Annotated in this window: 9 protein-coding genes; 5 read left to right on the top strand and 4 right to left on the bottom strand. The window is 62.2% G+C overall.

All coding sequences use genetic code 11. The features are described from left to right. Both BFP96_RS00360 and BFP96_RS00355 read right to left on the bottom strand, forming a co-directional pair. The coding region (locus tag BFP96_RS00360) for a thiamine phosphate synthase (protein ID WP_170875962.1) at positions 1–264 on the bottom strand (264 nt) is incomplete at its 3' end. An 18-nt stretch (positions 265–282) separates the two neighbouring features. After that, complete coding sequence (locus BFP96_RS00355) at positions 283–1,080, bottom strand: hydroxymethylpyrimidine/phosphomethylpyrimidine kinase (protein WP_065935362.1); 798 nt, start codon at positions 1,078–1,080, stop codon at positions 283–285. A 276-nt stretch (positions 1,081–1,356) separates the two neighbouring features. On the opposite strand from BFP96_RS00355, the gene BFP96_RS00350 reads away from it, so the two are divergent. The 4 genes from BFP96_RS00350 to BFP96_RS00335 all read left to right on the top strand — a co-directional run bounded on the left by BFP96_RS00350 (position 1,357) and on the right by BFP96_RS00335 (position 7,842). After that, positions 1,357–3,756: a hybrid sensor histidine kinase/response regulator gene (locus BFP96_RS00350; RefSeq protein ID WP_065935361.1), complete on the top strand. Its 2,400-nt coding sequence runs from the start codon at positions 1,357–1,359 to the stop codon at positions 3,754–3,756. A 68-nt stretch (positions 3,757–3,824) separates the two neighbouring features. Next, on the top strand, positions 3,825–5,480 hold the full coding sequence (locus tag BFP96_RS00345; protein ID WP_065935360.1) for an acyl-CoA dehydrogenase family protein: 1,656 nt from the start codon (positions 3,825–3,827) through the stop codon (positions 5,478–5,480). 182 nt (positions 5,481–5,662) lie between these two features. Continuing rightward, entirely contained in the window at positions 5,663–7,135 is a 1,473-nt protein-coding gene (amn, locus tag BFP96_RS00340; protein ID WP_162303223.1) for an AMP nucleosidase, read from the top strand. 71 nt (positions 7,136–7,206) lie between these two features. Further along, positions 7,207–7,842: a pseudouridine synthase gene (locus tag BFP96_RS00335; protein ID WP_065895189.1), complete on the top strand. Its 636-nt coding sequence runs from the start codon at positions 7,207–7,209 to the stop codon at positions 7,840–7,842. On the opposite strand, the gene BFP96_RS00330 is transcribed toward BFP96_RS00335, so the two are convergent. Together BFP96_RS00330 and BFP96_RS00325 are read right to left on the bottom strand one after the other, a co-directional pair. Then, positions 7,837–8,046 carry a DUF2788 domain-containing protein gene (locus tag BFP96_RS00330; protein WP_032884769.1) on the bottom strand — a complete coding sequence of 70 codons (210 nt, stop codon included), beginning with the start codon at positions 8,044–8,046 and terminating at the stop codon, positions 7,837–7,839. The two genes, BFP96_RS00335 and BFP96_RS00330, sit on opposite strands and share 6 nt — an antisense overlap. A 219-nt stretch (positions 8,047–8,265) precedes the next feature. After that, the gene (locus tag BFP96_RS00325) at positions 8,266–8,745 is read right to left on the bottom strand and encodes an Lrp/AsnC family transcriptional regulator (protein ID WP_003194418.1); all 480 of its coding nucleotides are present in this window, start codon (positions 8,743–8,745) and stop codon (positions 8,266–8,268) included. Between the two features lie 263 nt (positions 8,746–9,008). On the opposite strand from BFP96_RS00325, the gene BFP96_RS31005 reads away from it, so the two are divergent. After that, the coding region (locus BFP96_RS31005; protein ID WP_218188731.1) for a hypothetical protein at positions 9,009–9,223 on the top strand (215 nt) is incomplete at its 3' end.

Here is a 9,223-nt window from a genome sequence, read left to right as displayed (position 1 = left end):
CGGGCCGTCGGTCTGCCCCAGGTGCACGCCCACGCCCAGGCGCGCGGCCAGTTCGGCGTCATCGTTGATGATCAATTGGGTCGTGTAGCGCGAGCACAGTTCCCGCAGCTTTTCGGCCTCTCGCAGGCGGCGCGCTTCGTCGCTGCTTTTGTCGCGGTACTGCAACAACGTCACGCCACCGTCCAGCGCCGCTTCGACGTAGGCGAGAAATTTGCCGGCCAACAGTTGGCTGTCGGTGATGGCGTAAAGGCCACGTAGTTTCATCGGGCAGGCCTCTCGGTATTAAGAGCAGAAATCCAGCGGCAGACGGCGAGGCACGAACTGGCCCTGGCCGAGTCGTTCGGCGTCACGCAGGGTGCGCCAGGTGTAGTCGAGCGCCGACTGCACGGCGCTCACCAACCCTTCGCCCTGGGCGATTCGCCCGGCAAGGGTGCTGGCCAGCGTGCACCCCGAGCCGTGATAGCTGCCGGGCAAGCGCTGGCACGTAAAGGTATGGCGGCTGCCGTCGCGGCTGTACAGGCGATTGTGCACTTGCTGCTCATCGCCGTGGCCGCCAGTGATCAGCAGGTGCTTGACGTAGGGCAACAGCTTCTCGGCGCATGCGTCGGCGCTGCCGTCGGGCAGTTCGGCGAGAATGCGCGCTTCAGGCAGGTTGGGCGTGGCGATCAGTGCCAGGGGCAACAGTCGCTCGCGCATCGCATAGCCGACGTCATCCCTGCCCAGGCTGCCGCCGCCGCCGGCACGCAGCACCGGGTCGCACACCACCGGCAGGTGCGGGTGCGCCTGCAGCAGTTCGATCACGGTGTCGACCATGGCGGTAGACCCCAGCATGCCCAGCTTGACCGCCGCGACTTCGGAGTCGCCGAGCACGGCATTGGCCTGGGCCAGCACCCACTCGCGGTCGAGCACACGAAAGTCACTGACATTGACGGTGTTCTGCACGGTCAGCGCGGTGACGGCCGTAGCAGCGTGGCAGCCCTGGGCGAGCAGGGCTTCGATATCGGCCTGCAAGCCGGCGCCACCACTGGGATCATGGCCGGAGAGACAGAGAACAACGGGGCGAGAGCTGTAGATATTCATGGTGCGCGAGCTTACCACCAAACGCTTTTTGCGTGGCCGTCCGGCGATAGCTGAATGTTGCCTTGCGCCAAGACGTTTCGGGCGGCTGACAATTGTCATCAAATGCGCTGGAAGCCACGTCCCAGGGCCGTCCGAAAATACTTCCAATGGTGTCTAATGGCCTTTACCGGCTATGCTAGAGTTCATTCAAACAACTTTCTGTATTGCCGGTGTACGTCTTCTCAAAAGGAATGGAGGAGCTTTTTGCCTTAACCGGCCAGGCCACGCTGGGGCTCTATGCGCTATTTGCTGATTTTATTATTGTGCGGGTTGCCGCTGTTGGCGGGCGCCGTCGAGTTCAATCAGAGCACACGAAGCCTGCCATTGGGCCGGGTCATGCAAGTGCTCGAAGACCCAACCGGCGCCCTCACCATTGCTGACGTCAGCTCGCCTGCCTACGCCGCCCAATTCAGGACCCATGACAAACCCACCCTCAATGCCGGTTATTCGCACTCGGTGTTCTGGCTGAAGGTCAACCTGCATTACACCGCCGTTGACCCGCGCTCCCCGCGTACCTGGTTTCTGGAACTGGCTTACCCGCCGCTCAATCGCCTGGATCTGTACCAGAACGATGGCACCGGCAATTATCGTCTCACCACCCGCACCGGCAGCGCGTTACCGTTTTCCAGCCGCGAGGTGCGCCAGAGCAACTACCTGTTCAAGCTCAACTTCGTGCCTGACCAGCGGCAGACGGTCTACCTGCGCCTGCAAAGCCAGGGCTCGATCCAGGCGCCGTTGACCCTCTGGTCCGGCACCGCCTATCTGGAAGAGCAGCCGCTGCGCTTGTATGTGCTGGGCGCTATCTACGGCGTATTGCTGGGCATGCTGATTTACAACCTGTTCATTTATTTGAGCGTGCGCGACACCAGCTACCTCTATTACATCCTCTACATCGCTTCGTTTGGCCTGTACCAACTGTCGGTCAATGGCGTGGCGGTGGAATACTTCTGGCCGAACAATCCGTGGTGGGCGAATGCGGCGGTGCCGTTTCTGATCGGCGCGGCCGCCTTGTTCGGCAGCCTGTTCGCGCGCAGTTTCCTGCACACCGCGCAGCACAGCCGCTGGCTCGACCGCATCCTGCTGGCGCTGGCGGCCTGTGGTGGGGTGGTCATGGCGCTGGCGCTGCTGACCAGCTACGCGGTCGCCCTGCGCCTGGCCACCGGCCTGGCATTGGTGTTTACCGTGACCATCTTCGTGACCGCGATCAAGGCCTGGTATTGCGGCCAGCGCATGGCGCGTTATTTCATCATTGCCTGGTCGGCGTTTTTACTCGGCGGGGTGATCAATACGCTGATGGTGCTGGGCTACTTGCCCAACGTATTTCTCACGATGTATGCCAGCCAGATCGGCTCGGCCATCGAAGTGGCGCTGCTGTCCCTGGCCCTGGCCGACCGCATCAACGGCATGCGCGAGCAGCAGGCGCAGATCCTGTTCGACGCCAGCCAGAAGCTCGAAGTGCTCAACCAGCAACTGGCCCGCAGCAATCGGCTCAAGGATGAATTCCTCGCTACCTTGACCCATGAGTTACGCACGCCGATGAACGGCGTCATCGGCTCCCTTGAACTGATGCAGACCGAACCCCTGGGCGATGACCTGGCGCAGTACCAGCAAGCCGCCGCCGGTTCGGCGCGGGACATGATGCGCATGGTCAACGGCATTCTCACCCTGACCGAGTTGCAGGCCGGCCGCCTGGTTGCCCGGCCCCAGGTGTTCGGCCTGCGCGGCGCGCTGGAAACCTTGCGCCAACAGTTCACCCCCAGCGCCCAGGCCAAGGGCCTGGAGTTTTCCATTGACGTCGCCGATACCGTGCCGGACCGCGTGATCGGCGACGCCGACAAACTGATCCAGTGCCTGGACTGCCTGCTGGACAACGCCTTCAAATTCACCCACCACGGTGCGGTGCGCCTGCGCGTGGTAGGCCTGCCCCAAGCCGATGGCAGCTTGCACCTGAGCTTTATCGTGACCGACACCGGGATCGGCTTCGCCTTCCTTGACGAAGCCACGCTGTACCAGCGCTTCTTCCAGCTCGATGGGTCGATGACCCGCGAATATGGCGGGCTGGGCATTGGCCTGGCGATTTGCCGGCAGTTGATCGAGCTGGTGGGCGGGCGCCTCACCCATCATTCGGAGCCACGCAAGGGCAGTCGCTTCCAACTGGAAGTGGACGTCAAGCCAATGCCGCCGGAGCCCAAGCCGGCCGCGCAATCGATGCCTGCACAACGCGCGCCGCAGGATTGCACGGTGCTGCTGGTGGACGACAACAGCGTGGTGCAACTGGCGGTGCGCGGCATGCTGCTCAAACTGGGGTATCGGGTCAAAGCCGTGGATGGGGGGCCGGCTGCACTGACGGCGCTGCAGGAGAGCAGGTTTGATGCGGTGGTGCTGGATGTGCCTGAGGGCGGCTTCTCGTTGTGCTGTCAGATTCGTGCCTTGCCGGGCTGCGGTGAGTTACCGGTGATCGGCATGAGCACTGCACTTAATGTCACAGATCGCGAGCGCTGCCATGGCATCGGCATGAGCGAGCACCTGGCCAAACCGGTACGGTTCGAGGCCTTGCAGGCCGCGTTGGAGCGTCTCGTACTGTGTCCGAAAGAGGGCGAAAGCGCCGTGCATTCGGCGCGTATGCCACTTTTTTAACCTGAGTGACGGTGCTTAACTGAAAATCAGGCCTCGATATCACGTGGCCTTTTTCCAGGAGGCCCGTCATGAATCCGCACCGGTTTGCCGAAACCCACGACGTCACCAACCAGCCACCGTCCCTGGACGGCACCAACCTGTATCGCATCGACCTGCCCCTGCAGGAGTGGGCGCGTCGCTTTGGCGCCGGCTGGGCCGAGTCGCGTATCGATGCCTATGGTGCGTTGGCCGGCGGGCCGTTGATGGAGGCCGGCTTCCTGGCCAATCAGAACAAGCCGGTGTTCAGCAGCCATGACCGTTATGGTCACCGGATTGACCTGGTGGAGTTTCACCCCGCCTACCACGAACTGATGCGCACCGCCGTCGAACATGGGCTGCCGTCGCTGCCGTGGACCGATCCGCAATCCGGCGCCCACGTGGCCCGCGCCGCCATGACCTACTTGCACACCCAGGCCGAAGCCGGCAGCGGCTGCCCGCTGACCATGACCTTCGCCTGCGTCCCGGCCCTGCAGTTGCAGCCAGACCTGGCTGAGCTGTGGCTGCCGAAGATCCTCTCGACCCAATACGACCCGCGCAACCTCGGCATTGCTCACAAAGGCGGTGCCACAATCGGCATGGCCATGACCGAAAAACAGGGTGGCACTGATGTGCGCGCCAACACCACCCGCGCCTACCCGGTGGGCGCGGGCGGCCCGGGGCAGGCCTATGAACTGGTCGGCCACAAATGGTTCTGCTCGGCGCCGATGTGTGACGGCTTCCTCACCCTGGCCCAGACCGACAAGGGCCTGACCTGTTTCCTGCTGCCCCGGCATCGCCCGGATGACACACGCAACGAGTTCTACATCCAGCGTTTGAAAAACAAACTCGGCAACTGCTCCAACGCCTCCAGTGAAGTGGAGTTCCGTGGCGCCCTGGCCTGGATGATCGGTGACGAGGGGCGCGGCGTGCCGACCATTATCGAGATGGTCGCCATGACCCGCTTCGATTGCATGGTCGGTTCCAGCGCGCTGATGCGCCAGGCATTGACCCAGGCCAGCCATCACTGCGCCCATCGTTCGGTCGGTGGCCGCGTGCTGAGCGAACAACCACTGATGCAGAACGTGCTCGCTGACCTCGCCCTGGAAAGCGAAGCGGCCCTGGCCTTGAGCCTGCGCATGGGGCGGGCGCTGGATCACCTGGGCAATGAACAGGAGGCCAAATTCGCCCGGCTGGTGACGGCGGTGGGCAAGTATTGGATCTGCAAACGGGCGCCGGCCATGATCAATGAGGCCGCTGAATGCATGGGCGGCGCCGGCTATGTCGAGGACAGCATCCTGCCGCGTCTGTACCGTGAGGCACCGGTGAATTCGACGTGGGAAGGTTCCGGCAACGTGCAATGCCTGGACGTGCTGCGGGCATTGTCCAAGGAACCCGGTGTGCTGGAGGCGTTGTTCGTCGAGCTGGGCGACGGGCATGGCGACCGGCAATTGGCGCGACACATAGAGCGGTTGAAGTCAGCGTTTATGGACACCCAGGATATCCAATACCGCGCCCGTCAGCTCACCGAGGATATCGCCCTGGCGTTGCAGGCCAAGCTGCTGCTGGAGGCCGGTAATGCGGCGGTCAGCGATGGGTTTGTGGTCAGTCGGTTGGGAGAGTCGTCGGGCCGGGTCTACGGCGCCCTGCCGCGTGGGGTGGATGTGGAAGCGCTGGTCCATCGATCCACACCCCATCCCGCTGACTAAACACATTCAAGTGTGGGAGGGGGCTTGCCCCAGATAGCGGTGTGTCAGCCACTACATCTGATGGCTGATACTCAGCCATCGGGGGCAAGCCCCCTCCCACATTTTAAAGAGCATTCCAATCCGACTGTTTCAGTGGAGCCTGGATACAGGCAAGATAAAGGCCTGCAAGTCCAGAACACAGGATGCTTACCGTGACCGAAGCTTTTGTTGTCGTTCAAACCGCTGAAGAGGCCGTGGATCGGCTGGCGGCCCTGCATGAGCGTGCGACTGGCGCGCTTAATCAAGCCCTCAAGCAATACCTCAAGGATCGCGTCGAACCCGACGCCGAACAACGCGCGCAGTTTCGCTACCCGGAACTGCGCCTGACCTACCACTGCCACGGCGAAGTCCCACAGACCACCCGGGCCTATGCCAAGGTGCAATTGCCGGGTACCTACAGCGTTACCGTCACCCATCCGGCGGCGTTCCGTAAGTACCTGCTGGAGCAACTGGTACCGCTGATGCACGACTTCACCGTGACGGTGGAAGTGGGCGTCAGCCAGCAGAACATTCCGTACCCGTACGTGGTGGAGCAGGGCGACGAACTGGCCGGCTCCGGCGTGACCGCCGCGACCCTGGCCCGCGTGTTCCCCAGCACCGACTTGTCCGCCGCCACCGATGGCATCGCCGACGGTCTCTATGACTGGGAAAACACCGACCCGCTGCCCCTGGCCCTGTTCGACGCGGCGCGTGTGGACTTCTCCCTGCGCCGCCTGGTGCACTACACCGGCAGCGACTGGCGCCATGTGCAACCGTGGATTCTGTTGACCAACTACCATCGCTACGTTGACCAGTTCATCCTGCATGGCCTGGAGCAACTGCGCAGCGACCCACGCTTTATCCGCATGGTGCTGCCGGGCAACGTGGTGATCGACAAGAGCATGGACCATGGCGAAGCGTCGGCGATTGCTGCGGGCGTGGTCTGGCACCGCTACCAGATGCCGGCCTATCACCTGCAGGCCACTGATGGCCATGGCGTGACCCTGGTGAATATCGGCGTGGGCCCGTCCAACGCCAAGAACATCACCGACCACCTGGCCGTGCTGCGCCCGCATTGCTGGCTGATGATCGGGCACTGCGGCGGCCTGCGCCAATCCCAGACCATCGGCGACTACGTCCTGGCCCACGCCTATATGCGTCGCGACGGGATTCTCGACCGCGTGGTTCCGCCGAACATTCCGATCCCGGCCCTGGCCGAGGTGCAACTGGCGCTTCAGCAAGCGGCGGCGAACGTCACCGGCGAAAAAGGCGAAGAGCTGAAAAAACGCCTGCGCACCGGCACCGTATTGACCTACGACGACCGCAACTGGGAACTGCGCTGGGCCCAGGAACGACCGCTGATCAACCTGTCCCGCGCCGTGGCGGTGGACATGGAAAGCGGCACCATCGCCGCCCAGGGCTACCGTTTGCGGGTGCCGTACGGCACGTTGTTGTGTGTGTCGGACAAGCCGCTGCACAGCGAGATCAAGTTGCCGGGTTCGGCCAACGCGTTCTACGAGCGCGCCGTCAGCCAGCACTTGAAGATCGGCATCGAAGCCGTCGACCTGCTGCGTACCGAACTCAACTCGCTGCACTCGCGCAAACTGCGCAGCTTCGACGAGCCGCCGTTCCGCTAAGCGGTGGGGATGGTCATTTAGCGGTCAGGCCACTAGCATTGTGGGTCCTGACCGTTAGATGTTCCCTTGCCATGTCCCGTCCCACCCGTCCCGATGCGCGCCGCCCCGGCGTGAAACCCCCGCATGCAGGCCCGCGCCGTGTCGCCAAGGCGCCGCCGGCCGAGCCAAAGCTGATCCTGTTCAACAAGCCTTTCGATGTGCTGACCCAGTTCAGTGACGAAGGCGGGCGCGCGACCCTCAAGGACTTTATCGATATCCCCGGCATCTACCCGGCCGGCCGCCTGGACCGTGACAGCGAAGGCCTGTTGTTGCTGACCAATGATGGCCAGTTGCAAGCGCGCATTGCCGATCCCAAACACAAACTGGCAAAAACCTACTGGGTGCAAGTCGAAGGCGAACCGACCGAAGCACAACTGCAACGCCTGCGCGACGGCGTGGAGCTCAACGACGGCATGACCTTGCCCGCCGAGGCACGGCAGTTGGAAGAGCCCGCGTTATGGCCGCGCAACCCGCCCGTGCGTTTTCGCAAAAGTGTGCCGACTCATTGGTTGGAATTGGTCATACGTGAAGGGCGCAATCGCCAGGTGCGGCGCATGACCGCGGCGGTGGGCTTGCCGACGTTGCGCCTGGTGCGCGTGCGGATTGGTGACTGGTCTATCGACGGCCTCGATCAGGGCCAATGGAAGGCCGTGCCGGCACGTTTATAAGGCGCCGGACTCTATCAGCCCGATCACCACGCTCTTGATGATGAACGCGGCCACGCCCAGGCCCAGCACAAAAAACAGAATGAACGAGCCAAAGCGCCCGGCCTTGGATTTCTTCGCCAGGTCCCAGACGATAAAGCCCATGAAAATAATCAGGACAGTGACCAGGCCGGTCATCATCCATTCTTCGAACAGGGCGGGGTCGATGTTGTTCATGGGGCTTCCTACTAAGGCAGGCGGGAAGTATACGGCAGCGTCACAGGCGCAACATTGACCTGGGTCGAAACACAATCCAAATGTAGGAGCGAGCTTGCTCGCGAAAAACGTCAACGATACCGCGTGCTTTCTGAATGAGCGCGGTGCCTGTGAGTTTTTCGCGAGCAAGCTCGCTCCTACAACAAGCAAGCCCCTCGAACTTCGTTGTTCTCAGGTGCGCAAGTGGGTCAATGGCAGTTCGGTGCTGTTGAGCACCTGGTTCAGCACAAAGCTGGAGCGCACGCTGGTCACGCCTTCAATCCGGGTCAGGTGCCCCAGCAGCAGCTTCTGATAATGGTCCATGTCCGGCACCACCACCTTCAACTGATAGTCGGCGTCCATCCCGGTCACCAGGCTGCATTCCAGGACCTGGGGCAAGGTACGGATGGCCGCTTCGAAATTCTCGAAACGTTCCGGCGTATGCCGGTCCATGCCGATCAGCACATAGGCCGTCAGGCTCAGGCCGAGCATCTTGCGGTCGAGCAACGCCACCTGGCGGGCGATGTAGCCGTCGTCTTCCAATTGCTTGACCCGGCGCGAGCAGGGCGAAGGCGACAGGCCGATACGCTCAGCCAGCTCCTGGTTGGAGATCCTCGCGTCGCGCTGCAATTCCGCCAGAATACTCAGGTCGTATCGGTCAAGCTTGCTCATTGGGTTGGCCTTTGTCGTAACTATTGCGGTTAATTATCCATGAAGGGTTAAAAATTGCGCAAGCACTGTTTATTGACGCAATCTTCGCAATCATCCGTCGGGCGCAGGCCTGTATCTTTATCAACAGAATCACCGCCTGGACAACAGTCCACTGCAGCGCGCCCAATCAGGCCCGCTGCGGCCGCCACCCCAGCAGGGTTGAGCCGGCCTCCAGGCTGCACACTGTCCACCAGACGGCGTGAGGTGAGCCAACGTCAAAAGCGTTGAGCCAGGACGAAATTCTCAAGGGGTGGCCGACGGGTCACCCCTTTTCTTTTGCGTTCAAGAAAATAGTGCTGGTGACTGATAACCTGTCTCAGAACCGGGCGAGGCTTTCCCAGTCTCATGAACAAGCCCTAACCCGCAGTGAGGAAAAGCATGAAGCGCATCTGGCGTATGGCAGGTGTTGGTTTGCTGGTGGTCAGCGTCGGCACGCAGG

The sequence above is a fragment of the Pseudomonas sp. 34 E 7 genome, assembly GCF_900005715.1.
GTDB lineage: Bacteria > Pseudomonadota > Gammaproteobacteria > Pseudomonadales > Pseudomonadaceae > Aquipseudomonas > Aquipseudomonas orientalis_A.
Note: the sequence above shows the minus strand (reverse complement) of the source record. Positions and strands in the feature narration are given on the sequence as shown.